This window comes from Streptomyces rubrogriseus, assembly GCF_027947575.1.
Classification (GTDB): Bacteria; Actinomycetota; Actinomycetes; order Streptomycetales; family Streptomycetaceae; genus Streptomyces; species Streptomyces rubrogriseus.
Genome location: NZ_CP116256.1, coordinates 3,230,649 through 3,254,556 on the forward strand (window position 1 = coordinate 3,230,649; position 23,908 = coordinate 3,254,556).

Below are 23,908 nucleotides of genomic sequence, written 5' to 3' on the forward strand. Positions count from 1 at the left end.
AGCTCCGGATCGATCAGTACCTGCCACGTCATGGCCAGGGTGACCGGAGATGCAGGCCGGATGGAGAGTTCCGTGGCCGATTCGTGGCGGTACAACAGAGACAGGCCGGCCCGGTCGAATGTGACAGGTGTGTGCGAGTAAGCGGTTTTCCTGTCCGCATGCCGCCGGAGAGGGGCGGGCGGTGGTCGCTGTGCACGGCACCGCGACGCTCGGCGGTTGAGGACATGCTCCGATAAGATGCGTGGGCGAGGGCATGGCGGAGCGGTACTTCCCGGCGAAGGCGGACATGGTGGCTGGCATCGCGCCGTTGCGGGGGCGACGCCGCGAGTTGGCGGAGCTGGAAGCACTGGTGAGCCGTGCCCGCGGGGGCCGCAGCGGGGCGCTGGTCGTCTCCGGGGAGGCCGGTGTGGGCAAGACGGCGCTCCTCGACCACCTCACGGCACGGGTCGCGGCACACGTCCGCACCGAGCGCATCGTCGCCTCCCAGTCGGAGATGGAACTCGCCTACGCGGGACTCCATCAGCTCTGCGGGCACATGATGGGTTCCGCCGCCCGGCTGCCGGCCCCGCAGCAGGAGGCGATCGAGGTGGCGTTCGGGCTGCGCAGCGCCGCCGCTCCCAGCCCGTTCCTCGTGGGGCTGGCCCTGCTGGGGCTGCTCACCGAGGCCGCCGAGGAGCGGGCACTGCTGTGCGTCGTCGACGACGCACAGTGGCTCGACCAGGCGTCCGCGCGTGCCCTCGCCTTCGCCGCCCGGCGTCTGGACGCGGAGGGCATCGCCCTGGTGCTCGCCATGCGGCAGGCCGACCCGGTGTTCGCGGGCCTGCCCCACAGGGTCGTCGAAGGGCTCGGTCACGAGGACGCGTGCGAACTCCTGCGCCTGGCCGTACCCGGCGGTCTCGACCTGCGGGTACGCGACCAGTTGGTCGCGGAGGCCCGCGGCAATCCCCTCGCCCTGCGCGAACTGCCCCGGGCCCTGAGCCCGGCCCAGATCGCCGGCGGCTTCACTCTGACGAGTTCCCTGCCGCTGGAAAGCCGCATCGAGCAGAGCCTGGTCGTCCAGCTCGCCCCGCTGTCCCCGCAGGCGCGCCTCCTGCTGCTGCTGGCGGCCGCCGAGCCCACCGGCGACCCGGGACTGCTGTGGCGTGCGAGCACGGTACTGGGACTGGGGCCGGAAGCCTTCGACGCGGCCAAGGACGCGGAGGCGTTCGTCGTCGGCACCCGTGTCGGCTTCCGCCATCCGCTGGTGCGGTCGGCCGTGTACCGGGCGGCGTCGCCGGGGGACCGGCGTCGCGTCCACGCCGCTCTGGCGGACGTCACCAGCGCCGAGCACGACCCGGACCGCCGGGCCTGGCACCGGGCCAGCGCGACCCTGCAACCGGACGAGGAGGTCGCCGCCGATCTGGAGAAGTCCGCCGTGCGTGCGCGGACCCGCGGCGGCGCGGCGGCCGCCGGCGCGTTCCTGGAGCGGGCGGCGGAGCTCACACCCTCGCCGTTCCGCCGCGGGCAGCGGCTGATCGCGGCCGCCGAGGCCAAGCACGACGCGGGCGCGTCGGACGAGGCCCTGCACCTGCTCGGGACCGCCCGCGCCCTTCCCCTCACCGCGCTCCAGGAGGCGCTCGTGGTGCGGCTGCGGGCGAGGGCCGGATACGCGCTACGGCGTGATCGCAGCGGGGCGCAGCACCTGCTCGACGCGGCAAGGGGGCTCGAAGGGCTCGACCCGGTCCTCGCCCGCGACACCTACATCGAAGCGCTCGCGGCGGCGACCTACGGCGGCAGGCTCGGTGACGCAGAGCAGGTGACCGCCGTCGCGCACGCGATCCTCGGCGCCACGCCCGCCGCCGAGGGGACCGACCGGGCACGGGACCTGATCCTGCGCGGACAGGCGCTGCTCGCCACCGAGGGGCAGGCGGCGGCGCTCCCCACCCTGCGACGGGCGCAGCGTGCGTTCCTGGAGCAGGCGCCGGACTTCCTGGAACTGCACTGGATGTGGTTCGCCTCCCGCGCCGCCCAGGACCTGTGGGACCCCGCCGGGCTGCGCGCGCTCGCCGACCGCCAGGTCGAACTCGCTCGTGCCGAAGGCTTCGTCACCGTACTGCCGATCGCCCTGAGCCTGCTGGTGCTGGTGCAGACGATCGACGGCGACCTGGACGCCGCGGAAGCCTCCTGCGACGAGATCGACGCCATCAAGGAGGTCACCGGCAACCCGCTGCCGCCGTACGGACGGCTCCTCCTCACCGCCTACCGGGGCCAGGCCGACGAGGCGGAGCGCCTGGCCGAGCGGCTCCGGGCCGACGGGCTCGCCCGCGGCGAGGGACAGGCGCTGAGCGCGGCCAACTTCTCCGAGGCGGTCCTGTACAACGGCCTGGGCCGCTTCACCGAGGCGGTGGCCAGCGGCCGACGCGAGCTGCCGTACACCCACGAACTGAACCTCGCGATGCGCACGCTGCTCGAACTGGTGGAAGCGGCCGCGCACACCGGTGAGCGCGCGCTCGCCGAGCAGGCACTCGAGCAGTTGGCCGACGTCACCCGGCCGGTGGGCACCAGCTACGCGCTGGCCGTACTGGCCATGGCCGAGGCGCAGCTCAGTGCGAAGGACGACGCCGAGAAGCTCTTCCTGGACGCGATCAAGCGCTTCGAGCACGAGCGGATCCCTATCTGGGTGGGGCGTTGCCGCCTGCTGTACGGCGAGGCGCTCAACCGCCAGGGGCGGTCCGACGAGGCGCGCGAACAGCTCCGCACCGCGCACCGGTTGCTGACAGCCTGCGGAGTGAACGGATTCGCCCAGCGCGCCGCGGATGAACTGCGCGCGAGCGGTGAGACCTTGCGGGCCCACCCCCGAGGGTCGGCGGCGCGGCTCACCGAGCAGGAACTGAACGTGGCGCGCCTGGCCCGCGAGGGGCTGACGAACCGGGAGATCGGTGCCCGCCTGTTCATCAGCGCGCACACCGTCGAGTACCACCTGCGCAAGGTCTTCGTGAAGCTCGGCATCAAGCGGCGCACCGAGCTGAAGCCCGCCCTCGCCGGACTCACCGCGACCGCGTCGAGCCCATGAACCTCCGGGCCCGGGCGCCGGACTCCTCCTCCGTTCCCGCACGCGGGCGACGGCCGGCGCCCCGCGCAGCCCACCGACGCCCGCCTGCTCACTGTCCGGCGGTCGGCGTTGCTACTTGCTGAGCCAGAGGTCGGGGCCGAACACCTCGTAGTGGATGGCCCTGGGGCTCAGCCCGTGGGCGAGCAGGTCGGTGCGGACGGCCTTCATGAAGGACAGCGGCCCGCACAGGAACGCGGTGGTGCCGGGGTCCGGGGACAGGACGGTGAGGTCCGCCCAGCCCTCGTTGACGTGGTCCGCCGACGCGTCCGGGTGGTTCGCGGTGTCCTCGTACCACAGGTGCAGCGAGGCGTTGGGCAGCCGCTCGACGAGAGCGGTGAGTTCCAGCCGGTGAGCGTGGTGGGCGGGGGAGCGGTCGGCGTGGACGACGGTCACCGGACGGTCGGGCGCCGAGGTGGCCAGATGCTCCAGCATGGCGAGCATGGGGGTGACACCGATGCCCGCGGAGGCCAGCAGGAGCGGACCGTCACCCTCGGGCAGCAGGAGGTCGCCGAAGGGAAGGGACACCCGCAGGACGTCACCGGGGCGGGCGTGGGTGTGCAGCCACGTGGAGACCTCCCCGTCCGGCACGTGCTCGTCCAGGGAGCGCTCGCGCTTCACGGTGAAGCGCCAGGTCCCGGCGCCGGGGGCGCTGGAGAGGCTGTACTGCCGTATCTGGTGTGCTCCGTCCGGCAGTTCGGCCCGCACGCTGACGTACTGGCCGGGGACGAAGGGGCGGGTGGGCGTGCCGTCGGCGGGGCGCAGGACGAAGGAGGCCGTGTCAGGGGTCTCCTCTTGGCGTCCGACGATCTCCATGTTCTGCCAGACGGAGCCGTCCTCGACGTCGGCCCGGGCGTAAAGACGCGCCTCCATGGCGATGAGGGCGTTCGCCATGAGCCAGTACACCTCGTCCCAGGCGGCCGCCACCGCCGGGGTCACGGCGTCGCCCAGCACCTCCGCGACGGCCGCAAGGAGGTGGCGTCCGACGAGGGTGTACTGGTCGGACGTGATGCCCAGGGACGCGTGCTTGTTCGCGATGCGGCCGAGTACGGCGTCGGGGCGCTCGTCCGGGTGTTTCACGAGTGCGGTCGCGAAGGCGGCGACGGCACCGGCCAGCGCCTCGCGCTGGACGCCGCTGGCCTGGTTCGCGCGGTTGAACAGGTCGCGCAGAAGTTCGGGCCGCTCCTCGAACATGCGGCGGTAGAACAGGTCGGTGATCGTGCCGAGGGAGGCTCCGACGGCGGGGAGCGTGTCGCGGACGATCAGGGCCGACTGACTGGAGAGCATGTCAACTCCAAACTGGGATCTCAGATGCTTGTTATCCGACGTGTCGCGGACCGGCTGTGCGGCCCGTCTTCTCAGTGAGAGACCGGACAGCGGCCGGACTTGTGACGCCTTGTCAGAAACCGGCCGCTGACGGACGACGGGAAAGCGGGAAGACCGGGCGCCGGAGCTACGAGTTCCGAGGCCCGCGGACGACTCCGTGGGCATGGAGGAACGCGAGGACGGAGGCGTCGAACCGTGCGGGCTGCTCGAGGTGCACGAGGTGTCCGGCCTCTTCCAGGACCGCCAACTCGGCTTTGTCCAAGCCCTCGTGCAGCAGGGTGGCCCATCGCGGCCCGCAGATGAAGTCGTGGCGGCCCGCCAGGACCAGGGCCGGTGGGGTGAGGAGGGGCAGTTCGTCCCGGACGTCGAAGGGGGACTCCTCCCCCAGGGAGGGGGCCGCGTACATGCGCAGAGTCCGACGAGCCGGCGCGAACTCGGCTTCTCTGCCCCAGTAGTCGTAGAGATAGGCCGGCATCAGTGTGCGCAGGACGGCGGTGGCGCCGTCGTCGTCCAGCAGGCCGAGACGCGTGGTGAGGGTGGCGGTGTAGTCCGCGACCTCCGGATGGTCCTCGACGTGGTTCTTCACGAACCGCTCCATGGCGGTGACTGCCGCAGACCAGAACTCCTCGTCCGCGACCGGTGAGGTGTCGTAGAGAACGAGGGCAGTGACCTGTGCGGGATGGTCGAGGGCGTACCGCTGGGCCACGAAACCACCGTGGGAGTGACCGAGCAGGGCGAACCGCGGCACGTTCAGGTGCTGGACCACGGCGTGCAGGAAGTGCGCGTACGTGGCCACCGTGTAGTCGCGCGGATCGGGGAGCCGACCGGAGTCGCCCGTGCCGACCGGTTCGACGTAGACCATGGTCAAGGAGTCCTCGAGACCGGGCATGCGCAGGTACTCCCAGCCGATGCCCGGCCCGCCCGAATGAGCGAGACACACGGGGCCCGAGCCTGCAACGTGGTAGCGCAGTTCGACGCGGGCGAGACCATGTGGAACGGTGATCGTGTGCGTGCCGGGAGACAGGGGGGCGGACGGATCTTCGGGTGTGCGCGGGAGAACCCCCGGCCGATGCATGTGCTTCACGTCGTCCCATGATCCGTGAGGGGCGACTACCTCGCAAGGCACAACACAACGAGTGATCACACTGTTATGCACTGCGTCGTGGTCGAGTGGTGCCTCGCTGTCCCCTCTCTCGCGAGCGAGAGATACGATGCTGTGACACGATCTGCCGCACGCCCGGGCGCCACCACGGTGGCCTCCCGCGAGGCGGTGGCCGCGGCGTCGTGGGCATGAGGCGGCACACCAATGGCTGGAGCACTCCATGGATGCGAAGGACGAGGCCGAGCGCGGCCTGACGGTCATTCAGGACTACCTGTACTGGGACTCCCACCGCCGAGCCGCTCACCGCCGCGCGGTGGAGTTCGCCGCACATGTGCCCGGACTCAGCGAAGAACAGAAGACCGACCTGGAGTGGTGGTACGTCGAGGAGCAGATCAGGGTCTCCCGCGCCATCGCCCATCACCTCACCGAGCAGATCACGACGGTGGAAGCGCGGCACACCAGACGCTACGCCCGGCTGCGCCGGATGTCCCGCGTGGCCCTGGCCGTGCTCGCGGCGACCGTGATCGTCCTGCTCGTCTCCCTCGTCCTGGTGGCGGCGGGCTGAGCGGCTCGGCCCCACCGCACCCGCCCGCTCACTCCGACGCCTCCAGGACGAGCAGCAGTTTGCGCAACGCGTCGACGACGACGCCCCGCTCCCGCGCGTCGAGCACGGACAGCAGCTCACGCTCCACAGCCAGGTGGCCCTCCAGCCGGCGGTCGAACTCCTCCCGCCCCTGCACCGTCAGACTGACCAGCGAGCGCCGCCGATCGTCGGGTGACGCGGTCCGGACGATCCAGCCGTCACGCTCCAGCCGGTTGAGGCGGCCGCTGAGACCGGCGGACGAGACCACGAGGTGCCGCATCAGTTGCCCCGGCGTCAGGGCGTGCCCGGGAGCCGCCCGGCGCAGGGTCTGCAGCAGATCGAAGTCCCCGACATTGGTGATGGTCCTGCCGGGCTGACGGCGCAGCCGCTCCTCGAACAGTTCCTCGGCCAGGCGAGCCGCGCGCAGCAGTCGCGCGACCACCTCGCTGGAGGAGACGTCCACGCTCGGTCGGTGTTCCGCCCACTGGCGCAGCACGGCATCCACACTGTCCCCACGATCCGGAAACGGTTCGACCGCGGACCGCGGCGCGGGCTCCTCCGCCGAGGGGGAGGGGTACGGAGACACGCACGGGTCGTTCACGACTACCAGTATGGAGCGACGGGTGCGGCTTTTCGTCCAGCCGGTGAGCCACTCGCTCTCACACCGTTATGGAGGACGACGGAGACGGCTACAACGGTGTCTTGGGAGCGTGTGAAAATGAGGTAGACTGTGCACAGTGTTCGCGGCGTTGGGTCGGACAACCCCACACACGGCGCCGGGAACGCTCCTCTGCCACTTAGAGCCTGGCAGGGGTACTGTGCCCCGGGCGCCCACCGATCCCCCGCGAGTCGGCGTCCGGGGCCGGTCTCGTTGGCCGGAGGGACGGCCGGGATCATCCGGCGCGGTAGAGACCTCGACCGCTGCGCCGGACCCGTGAGGTGCCGACGAGCCGGTCGAGCGTGCTGCGGACGGCGTTGATGCTGCCGCTGTCAGTGGCCCGTCCCAAGGCCACCGCCACGTCCCGGGCGCGTACGTCGGCGTCGCCGACCTGCGCGAAGTACTCCAGGATCTGTTCGGTCAGCCTGCCGTACGTGCGCTCCGTGCCGGCTCTCCTCCGGGTCGCGGCCCGCGCCGGACCTGTGACACGGCGCCGAGCAGCGCTGCCGGCGGTCTCGGGCGCGGCCTCGGAGGCGGTTGCCGCCGCGGGGGACGCCATGACGACTTCCAGAGCCCCCAGTGCCCGTTGCACGGTGTCGAGATGAGCGACGACGGCAGCCAGCTCCCTTTCCAGTGCCCGCCTCTGCAGCTCCAGACGGCTGAGATCGGCCTGCAGGCTCTCAGCCGTGACTTCGATGTCGCGTGTCGAGCGAGATGCCGGAACCATGTTTTCCTTCAAGGAGTGCTGGAACGTGGCCGTCGGAAGGATCCCAATGTCACCGTGATGAAGATGTGGTGGCGATTCGATGGAAGCCCACCCCGGCAATTGTTGCCACTGACACGTGGAAAGCGCAACGGGTGAGCGCACCTTGGGCACCGAGTCCCCCGGCGATGGCACCTTCCGGCCGCCTCCTCAGACGTGCCGGACCGCTCCGTGTCCGTCGGCGGGCGGCTGGGGGCGGTTCCACCCGCGCAGCTTGTCGGGGTTCAGGACGGCCCACACGTGTGTGACGCGCTGGTCGGAGATGTCGAAGCTGATGACGGCGGCGACCTGGTCGTGGTGGCGCACGACGATCGCGGTGCGACCGTTGGCCGCCTGGAGGTGGAGGACGGTGCGGGGGCGGGGGGCGAGGAGCGTGAGGAGGGTCCGGGCGACGTGCTGGTCGCCGTGCACCGGCCTGGTCAGAGCACGGATCTTGCCTCCGCCGTCGAAGAACGCGATGGCGCGCCGAGACAGCAGGGACACCAGAGGCCGCGCGTCGTTGAGTACGCAGGCCTGCCGGACGGCGCGGACGATTCGGTCGTGCTGGTCCGACGGGGTGGGACGCGCGCCGTCGGCACGCAGGCTGCGGCGGGCGCTCTCGGCCAGCTCGGCGCACTCGTGCGGGGTCCGCCCGACGATGTCGGCGACCGTCCGAGGGGGCATGGCGAAGACGTCGTTGAGCACGAAGGCAGCCCGTTCGGACGGGGAGAGGGCGTCCAGCGCGTTGAGCAGGACGTCGCTGACCTCCTCCGACAGAGCCCGGCAGGGCTCGATGCCGATGCCCCCGCCCGTCTCGCCCGATCCCGGCAGTCGGCGTGCGGGTGCGGACAGGCGCGCCAGACAGATGGCGCCCGTGCTCTTGGTCAGCCAGACACGCGGATCGCCGATGCCCGACCGCTCGGCGTCGGTCAGGCCGTACCACCGCCGATAGGTCTCGGTGACCGCTTCTTCGGCCGTCGGCCCGGTGCCCAGCATCCAGCGAGCCACGTCGATCAGATGCTGTCGCTCGTCCAGCAGCTCCGCGAGCGGTGTCGTGTCACCGGTCCCACCCATGAGGTGTCCTTCCTCTGCCGGCACCACAACGCCACCACCGCGGTCGGCTGGCCGTGCCCTCGGCAGAGCAGACCGCGCAAGCACGGATCATGTGACACCTGGAGACGGCGGCAGAGACGAAAGGTCGATTAAACCGTGTGACACCATGAGATGTCGCCGACCGCACGCGACCTCGCCCCGCCGACGAAAGGGTTCACCATGCCCGCGATCCTGATCCACGGAGTCCCCGACACCCACCATGTGTGGGACGGTGTGCGCCGTCATCTGACCAGATCCGACGTGGAAGCCTGGGACCTGCCCGGCTTCGGCGCCGAGCGCCCCGCCGGCTTCGGTTCCACCAAGGAGGAGTACGTCGACTGGCTCGTGCGGCGACTGGAGCGGGTCGGTGAGCCGGTGGACCTGGTCGGGCACGACTGGGGTTGCATCCTCACCCTCCGCGTCGCCTCCCTGCGTCCCGACCTCGTCCGTACCTGGGCCGGGGGCAACGGGCCGGTCAACGCCGGATACGTCTGGCATCCGCTGGCCAGGATCTGGCAGGACCGGGTCCAGGGAGACCGGTACATGGCCGAACTGCGTGCCGAGCCCTTCGCGGAGGAGGTGGCGGCCGGCTTCGAGGTACCCCTCCGTCTTGCCAGGGAGATGGCGAGCCGCGTGGACGAGCCGATGAAGGACGCGGTGCTCAGGCTGTACAGGTCGGCGCTCACCATGGGAGCGGAGTGGGAGCCGGAGCTGTCCGCGGTGTCTGCGCCGTGCGTCGTCTTCTGGGGAGCCCGGGATCCCGCCTGCCAGATCGAGTTCGGACGCCGGCTGGGTGACTCCCTGCACTCCAGTGAGGTGGTCGAGATGGACTGCAACCACTGGCCGGTGCTCCAGCGCCCGGCGGAGGTCGCGGAGATCCTGGAGAAGCACTGGAGCGCGCACGCCGCCGCCTGAGGTGCGGGCGGGCCCGCCAGGACCGGACCCGGTGCTGTCACACGGAGCGGTGCCGACCGGTCTTGAAGGGTGAAACCAAGAGAAACAGAGGACACCGTGCGTGAGATCCTGATCGTGGGCGGCGGTTACGCGGGCTTCTACACCGCGTGGGGCTTGGAGAAGAAGTTGCGGCGGGACGAAGCGCGGGTCACCGTCGTCGACCCGCGCCCCTACATGACGTACCAACCGTTCCTGCCCGAGGTGGTCGCCGGGTCGGTGGAGGCCCGTCATGCCGCGGTGTCACTCCGGCGGCACCTGCACCGCACCCGGCTGATCGCGGGTTCGGTCACCGAGGTCCGCAACAGCGCGCACACGGTGACGGTCCGGCCGGTGTCCGGGCCGGAGTTCGACCTCCACTACGACATCCTGGTGATGACCGCGGGAGCCGTCACACGCACCTTCCCGATCCCGGGACTGAGCGACCAGGCGTACGGGCTCAAACACGTCGAGGAGGCCGTGGCGATCCGCGACCGGCTGCTCACCTCCTTCGACCGCGCGGCGACCCTGCCCCACGGGCCCGAACGCCGTCGACTGCTCACCGCCACCGTCGTCGGTGGTGGCTTCTCCGGGGTCGAGGGCTTCGGCGAACTGCTGAGCCTGGCATCCGCGTTGCTCAAGCACTATCCCGAGATCGGGGCGGACGAACTCGCCTTCCACCTGGTCGAGGCACGGGGGCGCATCCTGCCCGAGGTCACCGACAAGCCGGGGGAGTGGGTGGTGCGCTCGCTGGAGAAGCGGGGTGCGCGGGTGCATCTGAACACCCAGCTCGTCTCCGCGAAGGACGGTCGTGTGGTCCTGTCGGACGGATCGGAGTACGACTCGGAGCTGCTCGTGTGGACGGCGGGCAACGCCGCCAACCCGGTCGTGCACAACCACACCGACCTCCCCGTCGACGCACGGGGTCTGCTGACGGTGCGCGCGGATCTCCGGGTCGGTACGGAGAGCGAGGAAGTGGCCGACGTGTGGGCGGCCGGTGACGACGCCTCCGTGCCCGATCTCGCCGCCGACCGGCCGGACGCCCGCACGGTGCCCAACGCCCAGCACGCCGTCCGTCAGGGCAAGCGGCTGGCGAAGAACATCCTGGCAACACTGCGCGGCCGGCCCACCAAGGAGTACGTGCACCACAGTCTCGGTGTGGTGGCCACCCTCGGGCTGGGCCGTGGCATCTTCCAGTACCGGCGTCTGGTCGTCAAGGGGTTCCCGGCCTGGCTGATGCACCGCGGCTACCACGTGTTGGCCGTACCGAGCTGGGAGCGCAAGGCACGGGTGTTCGCCGTCTGGGTGACCGCCGCCTTCTTCGGCCGCGACGTCATCTCCCTCGCCTCGGTCCAGCACCCGCGGGAGGCCTTCGTCTCCAGCGGCGACCCACGGCGGAGCGGGAAGTCCGCCGACGCCGACGCCGACGCGGACGCCGTCGCCGGATGAGCCCCCGCGGACCCCGGGGGCACGGCAGGTCGGCTCAGCGCTTGGCGGCGCGGTACAGACCGCGGCCCACCCGGCGGACACGGGACTGGCCGACCAGACGGTCGAGCGTGCTCCGGACCGCGTTGATGCTGCCGCTGTCGGTGTCGCGGCCCAGCGCGGACGCCACGTCCCTGGCACGGACGTCGGTGTTTCCGGCGTCCGCGAAGTAGGCCAGGATCTGTTCGGTCAGCTTGCCGTACGCCTTCGAGCCGTCGGCGTCACCGGAGACGGAGCCGTCCTCCGCACGGTCCGCGTCACCGGCACCGGCACCGTCCTCGACCTCGTCCGCGGACGGCACGGGTGCGGGCGCCGCCGTCGCAGGCACCTCCGCGACCACGTCCGCCGGACGGGCCGCCGGGGCCGGGGGAACGGACTCCGGCATGAGGGCTTGCAGAGCACTGAGGGCCCGTTGTACGGAGCCGAGGTGAGCGGTGACCGCGGCCAGTTCCCGCTCCAGTGCCTGCTTCTGGATCTCCAGCCGCGCCAGGTCCTCCTGGAGGCCCTCGGCGGTGATCTCGATGTTGCGAGCCTTGGGGGTCACGGAGACCATGCGTTCCTCTCGTTCTCACCCCTCGTTCTGGCGGGGCCGCCCGATGCGGGCTCCGTCACTCGGCCCGGCACCGGGGGCAGGATACCCGTACTGCCGGGAAACGGCTCACGTCGGGCGGCGAGCGAGGCGGACCGGCGACGCGACGAACACGATGTGCGTCGCGACGCGCCACCGGGCCCGCGCGTCCGCTGTGTCAGGCACGGCCCCGCTTCGACCGGTCGGGCCCGGTGCGGCTCGCCCGCTCCTCGGGCGGCTCGGGCGTCTCGCCGTCGGTGGGCCCGGTCGCCGGGCGCTGCAGTCGCCGCAGGGTCTCGGAGACCGCGTCGATGCGTGCGTCCACCGAGTCGATCGCCTCTCGGAGCAGGCTCAACCGCCCTTCGAGCAGGGCGGCCTCCGCCGCCAGTGACGCGGTGGCGGCGGCGGGATCGATCTGCCGGTCAGTGCTTCGGGACATCCCTGGTCCTTCCTCAGCTCGTGCCGTTCGGCTCGTGAACCGTCGACATCGCATTGACCGGACAGTGACGAGCGCTGTGACAGCCCTGGGCGAGGCCCGCGCGGCCGATGACGCAGGCTCTGCGGCACGCGACATGTGGGGCGTGCTGGTTCCTTCGGGAACCGGGTGTGTGAAAGGCCGCTACGGGTAGGAGGACCGCATGGCTTGCCCGTACGGCACAACACGCTGTATTCCCTGGACGTAACGTCGGGCGGTGTGACCGTGTGAAGGTGTGTGGTGTTGTGTGGGGAGGGGAATTCCGCGCAGTGCGGGACATGGATGCCGCCGTCGTGGTGCCGCGGGTAACGTGGCGATGCACGCGATGCGGAGACCGCATGCAGGAGGACGAGTCGTCACAAGGACGGGTCGTTCAGAAGGAGGAGACGGTATGGAGCCAGTGGTTGACACCATGCCGATCGGGGAGCTGCTCGACGAGCGGCGGCACCTGCTGGACGTCGCGCACTGGATGCTGGGCAGCGTCGCCGTCGCCGAGCACGTCACCGACGAGGCGTACCGGGAGTGGTACGCGCTCTCCGAGCACCAGCGGGACCGCATAGGCGCGCCGCGGGCCTGGCTGACCCGTGTCGTGGGCAGCATCTCCCTGGCACGGCTGGCCCTGTCCGAAGGGGAGGGGGGTCTACCGGGCTCCGTGGACATGGGTGGCCGTGGAGCGTCCGATCCGGCTCTGGAGGACACTCTCGGCGCGCTGTGGGCCGGGGCGTTGGACGCGCTCACACCCGCCGAGCGAGCGGCTCTCGTACTCAACGACGCCTTCGGCAGCGCGGGCGCCGAACCCGTGACCACCGCGGGACCGGCAGGCCGGGACCGGCCGGGACGGGCGGACATCGAACCGTTGGACAGAGCCCGGCACAGCCTCCGCGCCAGGGCCGCACGCCCCACGCCACCGCACGTCGAGGACGAACTGGTCGACGCCGTGCGGCAGGCGTGCGCCGACGAGGACGCGGACCGTCTGGCCACCCTGCTGGACCCCGACGCCGTCGCGTTCTACGACGGCGGAGGCAAGGTCCGCACACTGACACGGCCCGTCGTCGGCGGCCCACGGGTCGCCCGGAGTCTCCTGACCCTGCTGGCCCGGCACCCGCGCACCACTGTGCACACCCGTCCCGTCAACGGGCGTACGGGTCTCGTCGCACGCTACGACGGCCAGGTCGCCGCCGTGGTCTGCCTCGACCTGGCCGGCACACGCGTCGTACAGATATGGGTGGTCCTCAATCCCGACAAGTTGCGCTCCTGGAACCGCCCTCGCGCCTGACCCGCCCGTCCCGCGCCTCACACACCGCGTCCCTGGCCCGCTCAGACGCAGAGGGCGGACGCGGAACGGTGACGGGTGCGGGAGCCCAGGAAGGCGGCGATCTTGGCCGGGTTGAAGACCCACATCACCTGGTGAATGCCACGGGACGTGGCCGCGACCGTCATGAAGGTGGCGGGCCGGCCGTCCCGGTGGATCAGGATGCCGCCGCGGCCGTTGGCCTCGACCGGTTCGGCCTCGACCGTCGGCCAGAACCGCGGGTGCGCGGTGGACAGGTTCGCCACGCGGGCACGCCCCAGGACGGGCACCCGCGCCGCTCCCCGGATTCCGTTGCCGTCGGACAGACTGACCGCGTCCGGGGTGAGCAGTGCCTCCAGGCCTGCGACGTCACCCTGCCGGGCGGCGGCGACGAACGTCTGGAGCAGCGTCCGGTGCTCGGCGGCGTCGACGCTGTCCCGCTGGTCTTCGGTGAGGTGTTTGCGGGCCCGGCTCACGATCTTGCGGACGTTGACGGGGCTGAGACCCAGGATGCGCGCGATGTCGGGGTAGGCGTAGTCGAAGGCCTCCCGCAGGACGTAGGCGGCGCGCTCGGTCGGGGAGAGCCTCTGCAGCACCAGGAGCAGGGCGAGTTCCAGTGCCTCCGCCCGCTCGGCACCGACCTCGGGGTCGTTGCTGGTGTCGACGGGCTCCGGCAGCCACGGGCCGATGTAGGTCTCGCGGCGGACGCGGGCGGACTGGGCCACGTTGATGGCCAGCCGGGTGGTGGTGCTCGACAGGAACGCCACGGGGCTGATCACGAGGGTGCGGTCGGTGCGCTGCCAGCGCAGCCACACCTCCTGGACGACGTCCTCGGCCTCCACCGCGCTGCCCAGCACGCGGTAGGCGATGCCGAAGAGGCGGGGCCGGAGTTCGACGAAGACGGAAACGGCCTCGCTCAGGTCGCCTTCCACGGGGGACGCCTCTGGGTGCATGATCCCGGGTCTCCGTTTCTCTGTTGCCGGTGTGTGCGGAGGCGGTCGGACGACTCTTCGTCGTGACCGCCGGAGCGCTGGCCCGGCGTACTGAGGGATCGGCAGGGCGCGGTGCTCACCTTCGCTCCGGACGACCGGCGGCGCCGACGTTTCGTTACACCTTCGCGCGGGCTCTTTCTGCGGATCTTGCGGACCGGCGCACGGCCCTGCCCGGATGCGGTCTCGCCGCGCTGACACGCGGCACGGCGGGATGTCACATTCGCACCGACCGCCCGGTCTTCCAGAGAAAGCGATGCTGTGCGACCTGAATTACTCCCGCAATACCTTTGTTCGACGAGCCACCCCCGAACCGGTACCCGTTTTTCATACAGGAGACAATTCATGGACTGGCGTGTAAGGGGCCTCTGCTTGACCGAGGACCCCGATCTCTTCTTCCCGATCGGCGGTCTCAACAGTGGGCCGGCCGCGATACAGACGGATGAGGCGAAGGCGGTCTGCCGCCATTGCCCCGTCACCCGGCAGTGCCTGGCCTGGGCCGTCGATGTCGGGCCGGTCGAGGGGATCTGGGGAGGCACCACGGAAGGGGAGCGCCGCGCCCTGCGACGGCGCGCGGTGCGCGCGTCGCGTCCCACGGAGCGCGCCGCCTGAGCGGCCGGACGACGCGCGGGCGTCGCCCGGACACCGATGCGGGCGGGCGGGGACGGTCCACAGCCGGGACCACCACCGCCCACCCGCATCGGTGTCCCGTCAGGCCGCCGCCTCCTGCACTGTCCGTATGGCCGAGATGTCCAGGGTCAGCGTCACCTTGTCGCTGATGAGCACACCCCCCGTGTCGAGCGGTGTGTTCCAGGCCAGCCCCCAGTCCGAACGCCGCAGGGTGGCGGAGCCCGCGAAGCCGACTCGGTGGTTGCCGAAGGCGTCGTCACCGGCCCCGCCGAAGACGACGTCGATGTCCAGGGGCAGTTCGATGTCCTTGATGCGCAGGCTGCCCGCGAGGCGGAACTCGTCGTCGCCGAGCGGGACGATGCCGGTGGAGTGAAAGGTCATCAGGGGAAACGTCGCGGAGTCGAAGAAGTCTGGACCCGCGAGGTGGGCGTCGCGGTCCGCCGCGCCCGTGTCCAAGCTGTCGGTCTGGACGCTCACGTACGCCCTGGAACGGGACGGGGCGGAGCCGTCGAGCACGAGAAGACCTTCGAAGCGGTCGAACCGGCCGCGCACATTGGTGATCATGGCGTGCCGGACGGAGAAACCGATCGTGCTGTGGACCGGGTCGATGGTGTAGGCACCGGTCACGGCCGGGTGCGCACCGAGAGCCGGGGTGGTGGCGTTGTCGCGTTGAATCATGAGGGAGGGTCGGCTTTCTGTGACGAGAGGGGCCTGCCGCGCCGCGGTGCGGACGACAGGCCCCCCTGTGGTGGGTGCGGACCCCTCGCGCGGGATCCGCACCCGACGACTCAGCGCTGCTGCGCGAGCCAGTCGGCGAACCGGGTCTCGGCGATGTGCGCCTCCGGACCGGGGAGCAGCGTGGTCTCCTTCAGCTCCGCGCCGAAGTACCGGGCGTGCACGTCGGTCACGACCTGGCGCGGGTCCTTCTTGGCGGCCAGCCCCTTGCGGATCAGCTCGTCGAGCTGGAACTCCTCGGGGCCGGCGACCTCCACCACACCGCCCACGGGGGTGCCGACCGCGGTACGGCCGACGGCGGCGGCCACGTCGTCGGAGAAGATGGGCCGGATCTTGACCGGGGCCAGCCGGACGGTGTCGCCGTCGGTCGCCGACTCGGCGATGCCCTTCATGAACTCGAAGAACTGCGTGGCGTGCACGATCGAGTACGGGATGCCCGAGTCCTTGATCAGGCCCTCCTGCACCTGCTTGGCGCGGAAGTAGCCGCTCTCCTGGAGCCGCTCCGTGCCGACCACGGAGAGCGCCACATGGTGGGTCACACCGGCGTTCGCCTCCGCCTTGAGCAGGTTGGTGGTGGAGGTGCGGAAGAACTCCATGACGGCGTCGTCCGCGAAGGAGGGCGAGTTGGAGACGTCGATCACGACGGAGGCGCCGGTCAGGACCTCGGCCAGGCCCTCGCCCGTGAGCGTGTTGACACCGGTGTTGGGAGCGGCCGGCACGGCCTCGTGACCGTGTTCGTTGAGCTTGGCGACCAGCTTGGAACCGATCAGTCCGGTACCGCCGATGACTACGACCTTCATGTGAATATCCTTTCGAGATGTGCGGTGTCGTCTGCACCAGACAAGACCGAATGCTCACTCGCTCTGTGACAAGGCGAACGGCCTTTTCGGTGTTCTGGCTTTTCCGATGATCGGGAGACTGTTACTCGACGAGCTTTCCCTCGGTGGACACGTCCGCCATAAGAGAAGCGATCTCGGCCGGGACGTCGGGAATGTGCTCGTGGGTGATTCCGGTCGTCGGCGACCAGACCAGGTTGACGCGGAAGGCGGGGTCCATGTCGGGGAAGTCGCTGCGGTTGTGGCAACCACGGGTCTCCCGGCGCTCCAGTGCCGCTTCGAGGGTGGCGCGGGCCGCCAGGGCGGCCGACTTGAGGTCGAAGGCATGGGCGAGGTCCTGGAAACCGGCGATGTCGGGATGGACGCCGACGTTCTGCATGCGCTTCTCGATGGCGTCCAGCTCCGCCAGTCCGGTGCGCAGGCCCTCTTCGTCCCGGACCACGCCGGCGTGCTCGGTCATCGTGTTGCGGATCGCGCGCTGGAGCGCCCGGACGTTCTCGGGGCCGTCCGCGGCCAGCAGCTCGTCGACCTCGGCGCGCGCCTCGGCCACGGCGGTCGCGGAACGGGGCTGCGCGGTGAGGGACGCCGAGTAGGCCGCCGCGGCCCGGCCGGTGATACGGCCGTAGACGAGGAGTTCGATCAGGCTGTTGCCGCCGAGGCGGTTGGCGCCGTGCAGACCGCTGGCGGCCTCACCGATGGCGTACAGACCGCGGACGTCGGTGCTGTGGTCCTCGGGACGGACCCAGACGCCGCCCATCGAGTAGTGGGCCGTCGGGGCCACCTCGATGGGTTCACGGGTGATGTCGAGCATCTGCAGGTCGAGGAGCGTCTGGTAGACCCGGGGCAGCCGGTTCATGATCGTCTGGCGGGGCAGGTGGGAGACGTCGAGCCAGACCCCGCCGTTCGCGGTGCCCCGGCCCTCCTTGATCTCGGTGTACGAGGCGAGGGCCACCCGGTCGCGCGTGGACAGTTCCATGCGCTCGGGGTCGTAGCGGTTCATGTACCGCTCGCCGAGGGCGTTGCGCAGGATGCCGCCCTCACCGCGGGCGGCCTCGCTGACCAGGGTGCCCGCGGCGTTCTCCGGTTCGATGATGCCGGACGGGTGGAACTGCACCAGCTCGGGGTCGCGCAGCCGGGCCCCGGCCTCGACGGCAAGGCGGAAGGAGTCGCCGGTGTTCTCGTCCCGGCGCGACGAGGTGCGGCGCCAGATGCGCGTGTGCCCGCCGGCCGCGAGGATCACGGCGTCCGCGTGGACGAGGTGGCGGGTGCCGTTGGTCAGGTCGAAGCCGTAGGCCCCGAAGACGGCACCGTCGTGGACCAGCAGGCGCGTGATGTAGACGCTGTCGAGTACCGGGATGTCCAACTGGACCGCGCGCCGGATCAGGGTGCGCTGGATCTCCAGGCCGGTGTAGTCGCCGGCGAAGGCGGTACGGCGGAACTTGTGGGCACCGAAGAAGCGCTGCGAGATACGGCCGTCCCCTTCGCGGGCGAAGGCCATGCCGTACCGCTCCAGGTCGTCGATGCCCAGGGCCGCGCCCTGGGTGACGATCTCCGCCGTACGGGGGTCGCCGAGCAGATAGCTCTCCTTGAGGGTGTCCGCGGCGTGCTGCTGCCAGGAGTCCTCGGGGTCCATCGTGGCCAGGGCCGCGTTGATGCCACCGGCCGCCAGGGACGTGTGGGTGTCCTCCTTGGGACGCTTGCCGACGGCGATGACGTCGACGCCGGCCTCGGCCAGCTCGATCGCCGCCCGCAGGCCGGAACCGCCGGTACCGATCACCAGCACAGTGGTGGAAAGACGTTGTTCGGTGAGAGGCACGCTTGCTCCCGTCGCTCTGGGTGGTCACTGACTAGGACCACGTCGGGCGGCGGTTTGTGACATCGGCAGCGCGCGCGTGTCACAACATTCCGGGGTCCCCGGTCATCTGGACGAACCCGACGACCGTGCGACAAGGCGCCGGGCGATGTCCGACGGCCGAAGAGGAGAGGACGGATGACGTACGTCATCGCACAGCCCTGCGTCGACATCAAGGACCGGGCGTGTGTCACCGAATGCCCCGTGGACTGCATCCACGAGGGCGCGCGCACGCTCTACATCAACCCGGCCGAGTGCGTCGACTGCCATGCGTGCGAGCCCGTCTGCCCCGTGGAGGCGATCTTCCACGAGGACGATCTGCCACGGCACTGGGCGCACTACCTCGCCGTCAACGCGGAGTACTTCGACGAGGCGGCCGCCCCGGCGCGCGCACGGCGTGACGCGGCCGGCGATCACCCGGTGGTCGAGGCACTGCCCCCGCAGAGCGGGCCGCACAAGAAGGAGATCTCCTTCTTCACCGCACGCAAGGAGGAGGCGGCCGACGCGGATCTGTGGTTCCCCTCCTGAACGGCCGCCGCCACCGAGCGTGCCCGGTCAGGAGGCGAGGGTGATCGTGGTGGGTGTTCCACTCCACGCCATGCGCGCGTAGGGGCACAACGCGTCGGCCTTCCGGATCAACTCGTCGGCCGTCGCGGGATCGACGCCGGGCCACCGCACCACCAGGTCGACGCGGAGCAGATAACCGCCGTCCTCCGGGGCCCGGCCGAAGGCGACGGTCGCCACGACGGAGATCGTCGCGGGGTCCAGCGCCTCCTGCCGGGCCAGCAGGCTGAGCGCGCCGTGGAAGCAGGCGGCGAAACCGGCCGCGAAGAGCTGCTCGGGGTTGGTCCCCCGGCCGTCACCGCCCAGCTCGGCCGGCATCCGCAGGTCGAGGTCCAGGGCCCCGTCGGACGAGCGTGCGTGGCCGGAGGCCCGCCCGTGCGAGGCCGTGCCACCGTGGACGGTCACCGCGGTGGTGTAGATGGGCGAGAACTCCTCCCCGTCGAAATCCTTCTCGGTCGACAGGGTGGGCAACTTGATCCGCTCGGTCACGGCATGGCTCCGGTGTCGTCGTGGTACGCGGCCCCGGCAGACGTCCGGGACGACTGGATGACCGACGAGCGACCGTTGTTGTGACTCCTGCCCCGTCGGCGGCCGAGGACCCGCACCGCAGGTCAGTCCCGCAGGGAGGCCACGTAGGGCGCCAGTTTGGCCGGGTTCATCACCCACATGAGCCGGTCGATGCCGTCCGCCGAGATGTCGGCGGTCAGCAGGGCGACGGCCTTCTCGCCGGAGAGGACCAGGACGGCCGGCCGGCCGTTCGCCTCGACCCACCGGACCTGCGACTGCGGCCAGAAGCGCGGAGCGAAGGCCACGAGGTAGCGCGAGACGTGGGGCAGCCCGACGACCGGGATCCTCGACGCGCCGCGCATCCCGTTGCCGTCCGTGTAGCTGACGACGTCGGCGGTGAGCACGTCCTCCAGGCCCGACAGGTCGCCCGTCCGCGCCGCGGAGAGGAAGACCTCCAGCAGCCGTCGATGGGCTGTCGGGGTAACGGCCTCCTTGCGTTCGGCGGCCAGGTGCTTGCGGCCCCGGCTCACCAGTTGGCGGGTGTTGGCCTCGGTGGTCTCCAGGATCTCGGCGATTCGCCCGTAGGGGTAGTCGAACGCCTCCCGGAGCACGTAGGCGGTGCGCTCCACGGGGTTCAGCTTCTCCAGGAGCAGCAGGACGGCCATCTCCACTGCCTCGGCCCGCTCCGCGCCCAGGTGCGGATCCTGCGTGGTGTCGACGGGCTCGGGGAGCCAGGGCCCGACGTAGGACTCCCGGCGCACCCGCGCGGACTGGGCCACGTTGATCGCCAGCCTCGTGGCGACCGTGGTCAGGAAGGCGGCGGGCTCGTGCACCTTCGAACGGTCGGTGCTCTGCCACCGCAGCCAGGTCTCCTGCACGATGTCCTCGGCCTCCGCCGCACTGCCCAGGACCCGGTACGCGATACCGAAGAGCTGCGGGCGCGCCGAGAGGAAGTCCTTCGTCGCCTGGTCGAGGGTGCCGGGTGGGGCGCCAGCGTGCATGGAACATCCCTTCTGGCTTCGTGCACCCCATGCTACAAGCGGGCGCGGGCGGGCGCGTCGGCGGAGGGGCGCACGCGTGCGCATGGATCCCACGGGTGGCACACCGTGGCAACGGGTCACCGTCGGACACGCACTGTCGTCGCGGACCAGGCGTCCTGCCGTCCCGCCCGCTCCCGCGGACGTGCCCTGTCACGGATCGATCGCGCACCCGGTCAGGACAGCGAACCGCCAGGGACCAGAAGGGGCACACCGTGTCGGACAGGACGCCGGCTCTCGACGCCGTGCACGGCATGCTGACGCTGTTGTTCGCCGTAGTGGCCCTGCACGTGCTGTGGCACGCCGTCCGGTCACCGGGTGCGGGCCGCCGTGACCGTGTGGACCTCGTCCTGCACTGTGCCATGGCGGCGGCCATGGCGGCGATGCCCTGGAGTTACGGCCCGCCCCTGTCCGGCCGGGCCGCGACGGTGTTCTTCACCGCCGCCGCGCTGTGGTTCCTGCTGACCGCCCGTACGGCGGTGGTGTTCGCCGACCGGCTGACGTCCGCCGTCGGCATGGCGGCGATGGCCTGGATGTCGCGGCCCCCGTCCGGCGCCGTCCCGGTCTCCGCCTCGGCCGCCGCCCAGGAGACCGTGGCCGCCGCGGGCGTCCCGGCCGCGCACCACACCGCGGCCCACGGCCACGCCGCCGACGCCTCGACGACGGCGACCCTGGTCACCGCCGTACTGACGGTGTATCTCCTCGGCTGCGCCCTGCGGTCGTTGACGCGCCCCATGCCCGCGCTGCGGACCGCCACGGACCCCGCGCACCGCGCCGCCGCCACGAACCCGTACGGGCACGTGCGCGACGGCGCGATGGCGTTGGGGACGGCCGTGATGCTGCTGCTGCCCCACTGACCGCCGTCACTCGATCCCGACCACGGCCTTGCCGCGCATCAGGAAGTCCGACAGGTAGCCGTCGTGGGGCACACCCGGAGCCATCCAGTACGTCGGGTGGTCACCGGCGTACACGTTGGCGATGGAGGGTTCCGCCACCAGCGCGTCCAGCAGTGCGCGATCGCGGGAGAGGACCGAGAGCACGAGTGTCCCGCGCAGCGGGGCGATGCCGTCCGAGCGACTCCAGGGCGCCACCCACACACAGGGGAAGGGGAGTTCGGTCCCCACCTGCGGGGCACCGGCGTCGGCGACCTGATGGACGGCGGGCCGCAGGACGGCACTTCCGTCCCCGAGGTCGTCGACGACGCCGTCACCGCCGAGCCAGGCGCGGGTCCCCGCCGCCACCGACCTCAGGTACGAGTCGAGGGCCAGGGCCCGGTCCAGCGGGCACACCGGGAGAACCGCCCGGGTGTCCTGAGGCGGCAGACCGGGCAGTTGGGACAGGCGCGCCGCGAGGGCCTCCGCGAGCGGTGCCGGGTCGCCCTCGACGAGGACGGCGGTGGCGTTGACGCACGCGGTGCCGGCCTCGTCGGCGACGGAGGCGACGATCGTGTCCAGGTGCTCCCGCCAGTCCGTGTCCGCCGTGACGAGGATCTTCGTCCGGCCGGGCCCCTGGGGCAGCACGCGGGCGTCGTGGGCGTAGCGGGCGACGACCTCGTCACCGCCGTACACCACCGCACGGTCGGCGCCGCGGATCAGCGTCCGCGCGGTCCGGTGGTCCGTGGGCAGCAGCGCCAGCCGGTCCTGGCCGATGCCCGCCCGGTGCAGCGCGCCGACCAGGCGGTACGGGGTGAACGGCTCGCGCCGCGACGGCCGTACGGCCACGCGGTAGCCGAGGGCCAGCGCCTCCAGCCACAGCCGGTGGACCCCCGGATGATTGCCGGAGGCGTTGACGGCGAACACCTCGCCCCGGCGCGCCCACACGGCGTGCCCGGCCCCGAGGGAGGGGTCCGGGCGCTCCCGGACCGTGCCGCGCGGCCTGCCCTGCTCGGCGGAGGCACGGGCGCGGCCGACGAACCTCGCCGTGCCGCGTGTCGCGTCGCGCACCACGGTCAGCGGGGTACCGGAGGTGCGGCTGACCAGGTACTCGTACTCGCGCACGCCCATCCCGCCGACGGTGCCGGTGGCGAACTCCTCGGCGGCCGCCGCCAGTAGCGTGTCCAGGCCGTCCGCCGGGACCGGCCCCGCCTTGCGCAGCGCGGCCAGCGCCCGGTCGACGTACACCGGCGGCACCAGACTCAGCCGCGCCACCTCGGCACCGGACACGTCCGTCACGGTCTCCGGGACACGGGTGCGGTAGGGACCGCGGGGGCCCAGGGCGTCCAGGTACACCGGCTCGGCGACATCGGCGGCGGCCATCAGTACACGCCCTCGATCACGGTCTCGCCCCGCACCGTGGGCACCGGCGCCACGTCCGCGACGGCGTCGCCCGCGTGACCGCCCGCGGGCCGGACGCGCACGGCCGTGTCGCGCTCGGCGTTGTGGGGGATGAGCATCGACTTGCTGACATGGCTGACGATCACCCGGCCGCGCTCGCCGAACCCGACGCGTTCCCCGGTGGCGGGGTCGACGACCGACAGGAACACGTACGGTGACACCGGGTCGAAGACGCAGGGCTGCGAGACGTCGAGACCGGCGCGTTCGAGCAGCGCCGTGAGCATCATGGTGTTGCCGTACATGCCGATCAGCGGCACTTCGGGGAAGACCTCCGTGGCCAGCAGGTGACGGGTGTCGGGGTCCATGTGGGTGCCGCCCCAGACGATCGCCCGGACCGAACCGTTGATCCGTTCCAGGAGGTCGTCCTCGCGGGCGAAGCGCTCCAGCAGGGGCGTGGTGGCGGCCAGGACACCGATGTCCTGGGTCAGCAGGATCCGTCGGCACTGTTCGACGAGGTGGTCGGTGTAGGACTCGACCTCGTCGGCGCGGCCCGTGGCGATCAGCTTCCGCACCCACCGGGGGTCCATGTCGATGCTCAGTCCCGGGCCGCCGAGCGAGGCCGCCGCCCGTTGCAGCACGTCCCCCACCAGATGCGGACCGGTCGGCGCCACGGTCAGCCACTGGGCACCGACGGGCAGGTTGTGCTCCCGCAGGCGACTGTCGACCTGTGCGGTGCTGTGCCGCATCCAGTCGTCGAGCTGGACGACCCGCTTGGGCGCCCCGGTCGTCCCGCCGCTGTCGAAGACGTTGAGCAGCCGGGCGTCGCCGCCGTAACCCCGGGGGATCAGGTCCGCCACCGGGACCTGGCGCAGTTCGTCGCTCAGGTCGGGGAAGAGCGCGAGGTCGTCCACGCCCCTGACGTCCCGGCGCGGATCGAAGGCGAGCCGTTCGGCCCGGTCCAGCCAGTAGCGGGAGCCGGTCTCCGGGTCGAAGTGCCAGCGCACGGCGGCGCGCACGAACTCGTCCGGATCCACACCGTCGGACGGTCCGGCGTCCAGGACGGCGGGGGAGTCGTACTTCATGAGGGGTCCTTCCTCGACACGGGCACCGGCCCGTGCGGATGGCGGGTGTCGCGACGGCGGCGA

Annotated in this window: 22 protein-coding genes and 1 pseudogene; 8 read left to right on the forward strand and 15 right to left on the reverse strand. The window is 71.3% G+C overall.

What is annotated here, in order from left to right; genetic code table 11:
- Window positions 1-241 precede the first annotated feature (241 nt).
- Window positions 242-3,052, forward strand: coding sequence for an AAA family ATPase (locus Sru02f_RS14785; RefSeq protein ID WP_244941760.1), 2,811 nt, complete (start codon window positions 242-244; stop codon window positions 3,050-3,052).
- Window positions 3,053-3,163: 111 nt separating this feature from the next.
- Here Sru02f_RS14785 and Sru02f_RS14790 read toward each other — a convergent pair whose 3' ends face one another.
- On the reverse strand, window positions 3,164-4,375 hold the full coding sequence (locus tag Sru02f_RS14790; protein ID WP_109030482.1) for a globin domain-containing protein: 1,212 nt from the start codon (window positions 4,373-4,375) through the stop codon (window positions 3,164-3,166).
- Between the two features lie 166 nt (window positions 4,376-4,541).
- Window positions 4,542-5,489, reverse strand: a complete 948-nt coding sequence (locus tag Sru02f_RS14795; protein ID WP_280524882.1) for an alpha/beta fold hydrolase — start codon at window positions 5,487-5,489, stop codon at window positions 4,542-4,544.
- Window positions 5,490-5,736: 247 nt separating this feature from the next.
- Between Sru02f_RS14795 and Sru02f_RS14800 the strand changes: the two genes are divergently transcribed.
- Complete coding sequence (locus Sru02f_RS14800; RefSeq protein ID WP_109030484.1) at window positions 5,737-6,081, forward strand: hypothetical protein; 345 nt, start codon at window positions 5,737-5,739, stop codon at window positions 6,079-6,081.
- A 28-nt stretch (window positions 6,082-6,109) separates the two neighbouring features.
- On the opposite strand, the gene Sru02f_RS14805 is transcribed toward Sru02f_RS14800, so the two are convergent.
- The 3 genes from Sru02f_RS14805 to Sru02f_RS14815 form a co-directional block, all read right to left on the reverse strand.
- Window positions 6,110-6,562 carry a MarR family winged helix-turn-helix transcriptional regulator gene (locus Sru02f_RS14805; RefSeq protein WP_244941762.1) on the reverse strand — a complete coding sequence of 151 codons (453 nt, stop codon included), beginning with the start codon at window positions 6,560-6,562 and terminating at the stop codon, window positions 6,110-6,112.
- Window positions 6,563-6,992: 430 nt separating this feature from the next.
- Window positions 6,993-7,484, reverse strand: a complete 492-nt coding sequence (locus Sru02f_RS14810; RefSeq protein ID WP_109030486.1) for a hypothetical protein — start codon at window positions 7,482-7,484, stop codon at window positions 6,993-6,995.
- A 186-nt stretch (window positions 7,485-7,670) separates the two neighbouring features.
- Entirely contained in the window at window positions 7,671-8,573 is a 903-nt protein-coding gene (locus tag Sru02f_RS14815; protein WP_109030487.1) for a sigma-70 family RNA polymerase sigma factor family protein, read from the reverse strand.
- Between the two features lie 150 nt (window positions 8,574-8,723).
- On the opposite strand from Sru02f_RS14815, the gene Sru02f_RS14820 reads away from it, so the two are divergent.
- Together Sru02f_RS14820 and Sru02f_RS14825 are read left to right on the forward strand one after the other, a co-directional pair.
- On the forward strand, window positions 8,724-9,506 hold the full coding sequence (locus tag Sru02f_RS14820; RefSeq protein ID WP_109030488.1) for an alpha/beta fold hydrolase: 783 nt from the start codon (window positions 8,724-8,726) through the stop codon (window positions 9,504-9,506).
- A 96-nt stretch (window positions 9,507-9,602) separates the two neighbouring features.
- A complete protein-coding gene (locus Sru02f_RS14825; protein WP_109030489.1) occupies window positions 9,603-10,970 on the forward strand; it encodes an NAD(P)/FAD-dependent oxidoreductase in 1,368 nt (455 codons plus the stop codon).
- Window positions 10,971-11,004: 34 nt separating this feature from the next.
- On the opposite strand, the gene Sru02f_RS14830 is transcribed toward Sru02f_RS14825, so the two are convergent.
- Complete coding sequence (locus Sru02f_RS14830; protein WP_109030490.1) at window positions 11,005-11,559, reverse strand: hypothetical protein; 555 nt, start codon at window positions 11,557-11,559, stop codon at window positions 11,005-11,007.
- A 193-nt stretch (window positions 11,560-11,752) separates the two neighbouring features.
- On the reverse strand, window positions 11,753-12,013 hold the full coding sequence (locus Sru02f_RS14835) for a hypothetical protein (protein ID WP_109030491.1): 261 nt from the start codon (window positions 12,011-12,013) through the stop codon (window positions 11,753-11,755).
- A gap of 427 nt (window positions 12,014-12,440) precedes the next feature.
- Between Sru02f_RS14835 and Sru02f_RS14840 the strand changes: the two genes are divergently transcribed.
- Window positions 12,441-13,325: a sigma-70 family RNA polymerase sigma factor family protein gene (locus tag Sru02f_RS14840; RefSeq protein WP_109030492.1), complete on the forward strand. Its 885-nt coding sequence runs from the start codon at window positions 12,441-12,443 to the stop codon at window positions 13,323-13,325.
- 41 nt (window positions 13,326-13,366) lie between these two features.
- On the opposite strand, the gene Sru02f_RS14845 is transcribed toward Sru02f_RS14840, so the two are convergent.
- Window positions 13,367-14,293 carry an RNA polymerase sigma-70 factor gene (locus tag Sru02f_RS14845; protein WP_244941763.1) on the reverse strand — a complete coding sequence of 309 codons (927 nt, stop codon included), beginning with the start codon at window positions 14,291-14,293 and terminating at the stop codon, window positions 13,367-13,369.
- Window positions 14,294-14,674: 381 nt separating this feature from the next.
- Here Sru02f_RS14845 and Sru02f_RS14850 point away from each other — a divergent pair, with 381 nt between their 5' ends.
- A complete protein-coding gene (locus tag Sru02f_RS14850; RefSeq protein WP_109030494.1) occupies window positions 14,675-14,941 on the forward strand; it encodes a WhiB family transcriptional regulator in 267 nt (88 codons plus the stop codon).
- Window positions 14,942-15,040: 99 nt separating this feature from the next.
- Here Sru02f_RS14850 and Sru02f_RS14855 read toward each other — a convergent pair whose 3' ends face one another.
- From Sru02f_RS14855 to Sru02f_RS14865, 3 genes are all read right to left on the reverse strand, one after another.
- Entirely contained in the window at window positions 15,041-15,637 is a 597-nt protein-coding gene (locus Sru02f_RS14855; protein ID WP_109030495.1) for a YceI family protein, read from the reverse strand.
- 110 nt (window positions 15,638-15,747) lie between these two features.
- The gene (locus tag Sru02f_RS14860; protein WP_109030496.1) at window positions 15,748-16,494 is read right to left on the reverse strand and encodes an SDR family oxidoreductase; all 747 of its coding nucleotides are present in this window, start codon (window positions 16,492-16,494) and stop codon (window positions 15,748-15,750) included.
- Window positions 16,495-16,615: 121 nt separating this feature from the next.
- Window positions 16,616-18,346 carry an L-aspartate oxidase gene (locus Sru02f_RS14865; protein ID WP_109030497.1) on the reverse strand — a complete coding sequence of 577 codons (1,731 nt, stop codon included), beginning with the start codon at window positions 18,344-18,346 and terminating at the stop codon, window positions 16,616-16,618.
- A gap of 174 nt (window positions 18,347-18,520) precedes the next feature.
- Here Sru02f_RS14865 and fdxA point away from each other — a divergent pair.
- Window positions 18,521-18,832 (forward strand): annotated as a pseudogene (fdxA, locus tag Sru02f_RS14870) (ferredoxin); the annotation flags it as partial.
- A 105-nt stretch (window positions 18,833-18,937) separates the two neighbouring features.
- On the opposite strand, the gene Sru02f_RS14875 reads toward fdxA, so the two are convergent.
- Both Sru02f_RS14875 and Sru02f_RS14880 read right to left on the reverse strand, forming a co-directional pair.
- Entirely contained in the window at window positions 18,938-19,435 is a 498-nt protein-coding gene (locus Sru02f_RS14875) for an Ohr family peroxiredoxin (protein WP_109030499.1), read from the reverse strand.
- A gap of 122 nt (window positions 19,436-19,557) precedes the next feature.
- On the reverse strand, window positions 19,558-20,454 hold the full coding sequence (locus Sru02f_RS14880) for an RNA polymerase sigma-70 factor (protein ID WP_109030500.1): 897 nt from the start codon (window positions 20,452-20,454) through the stop codon (window positions 19,558-19,560).
- A gap of 251 nt (window positions 20,455-20,705) precedes the next feature.
- On the opposite strand from Sru02f_RS14880, the gene Sru02f_RS14885 reads away from it, so the two are divergent.
- The gene (locus Sru02f_RS14885) at window positions 20,706-21,347 is read left to right on the forward strand and encodes a DUF5134 domain-containing protein (protein WP_109030501.1); all 642 of its coding nucleotides are present in this window, start codon (window positions 20,706-20,708) and stop codon (window positions 21,345-21,347) included.
- Window positions 21,348-21,353: 6 nt separating this feature from the next.
- Here Sru02f_RS14885 and Sru02f_RS14890 read toward each other — a convergent pair whose 3' ends face one another.
- Window positions 21,354-22,745: an aldehyde dehydrogenase family protein gene (locus Sru02f_RS14890; RefSeq protein WP_109030502.1), complete on the reverse strand. Its 1,392-nt coding sequence runs from the start codon at window positions 22,743-22,745 to the stop codon at window positions 21,354-21,356.
- Complete coding sequence (locus Sru02f_RS14895) at window positions 22,745-23,845, reverse strand: acyl-CoA synthetase family protein (protein ID WP_109030503.1); 1,101 nt, start codon at window positions 23,843-23,845, stop codon at window positions 22,745-22,747. Before Sru02f_RS14895 ends, Sru02f_RS14890 begins: the two co-directional genes overlap by 1 nt.
- Between the last annotated feature and the right edge of the window lie 63 nt (window positions 23,846-23,908).